Below are 477 nucleotides of genomic sequence, written 5' to 3' on the forward strand. Positions count from 1 at the left end.
TTCTGGAACCAGCTGCTTTTTTAAACTTTGGGAAGCCAACCAAAAAGCAAAAGCTGAAGAGGTATAATATTCTCCACATAAGTTCTTAAATTGAGCAACACAGCTGTTTTCAAAAACAGTTTTCTGCAGTTTTTCGTACTTGTTTTGCTCCGCTTCTACTCCATTAAAACCCATTAAAACTATACATTCAGATTTATCAACAGCATGTACTTTCAACAAATTCTCCACCTCAGATTCTATAACAGAATCCTCTGGTTTATATATGGTTTTTAATTCCTTTAACTCCGCATATGTTGTATCGGAGGCATTCTCCTCTAAAACAAAGAAACCAGAACCTTGTCCAGCCACGGCGCCATCCTCATTATCATAATGAGCCATGGTCATCAATAGCCTACTATGATTATCTGTCATCTCATCGAAACCACCAACCAAAGCATTTTCTATTTCTCCTCCACCAATCATTAATTGTGCATCGAG

The 477-nt window shown here is 37.5% G+C and carries 1 pseudogene; it reads right to left on the minus strand.

The features are described 5' to 3' along the window. A pseudogene (locus tag FEF65_RS13445) lies at positions 1 to 477 on the minus strand (hypothetical protein); the annotation flags it as partial.

The organism is Mariprofundus erugo (genome assembly GCF_005818865.1).
GTDB lineage: Bacteria > Pseudomonadota > Zetaproteobacteria > Mariprofundales > Mariprofundaceae > Mariprofundus > Mariprofundus erugo.